At 56.2% G+C, this 317-nt stretch carries 3 tRNA genes; all 3 read left to right on the top strand.

Annotated elements, in window-relative coordinates:
- The first annotated feature begins 1 nt into the window (after position 1).
- The 3 genes from J8G26_RS19235 to J8G26_RS19225 all read left to right on the top strand — a co-directional run bounded on the left by J8G26_RS19235 (position 2) and on the right by J8G26_RS19225 (position 316).
- Positions 2–77 (top strand) — tRNA-Ala (locus J8G26_RS19235).
- 36 nt (positions 78–113) lie between these two features.
- A tRNA-Glu gene (locus J8G26_RS19230) sits at positions 114–189 on the top strand.
- Positions 190–239: 50 nt separating this feature from the next.
- Positions 240–316, top strand: a tRNA-Asp gene (locus J8G26_RS19225).
- Position 317: the final 1 nt, after the last annotated feature.

Below are 317 nucleotides of genomic sequence, written 5' to 3'. Positions count from 1 at the left end.
TGGGGGTATAGCTCAGCTGGGAGAGCGCTTGCATGGCATGCAAGAGGTCATCGGTTCGATCCCGTTTACCTCCACCAAAGTTTGTTGATAGATACGGTTAGTTCCAAGGTTTTGACCCCATCGTCTAGAGGCCTAGGACATCACCCTTTCACGGTGAGTACCGGGGTTCGAATCCCCGTGGGGTCGCCAAGTTGTAGCGCTTGGCTTGTGTGAAGAATGCAAGCAAAAGCTGCCTGCCAGGAGTGGTAGTTCAGTTGGTTAGAATACCGGCCTGTCACGCCGGGGGTCGCGGGTTCGAGTCCCGTCCACTCCGCCAG

It is taken from the genome of Acidovorax sp. JG5, assembly GCF_017939685.1.
Classification (GTDB): domain Bacteria; phylum Pseudomonadota; class Gammaproteobacteria; order Burkholderiales; family Burkholderiaceae_C; genus Acidovorax.
Note: the sequence above shows the minus strand (reverse complement) of the source record. Positions and strands in the feature narration are given on the sequence as shown.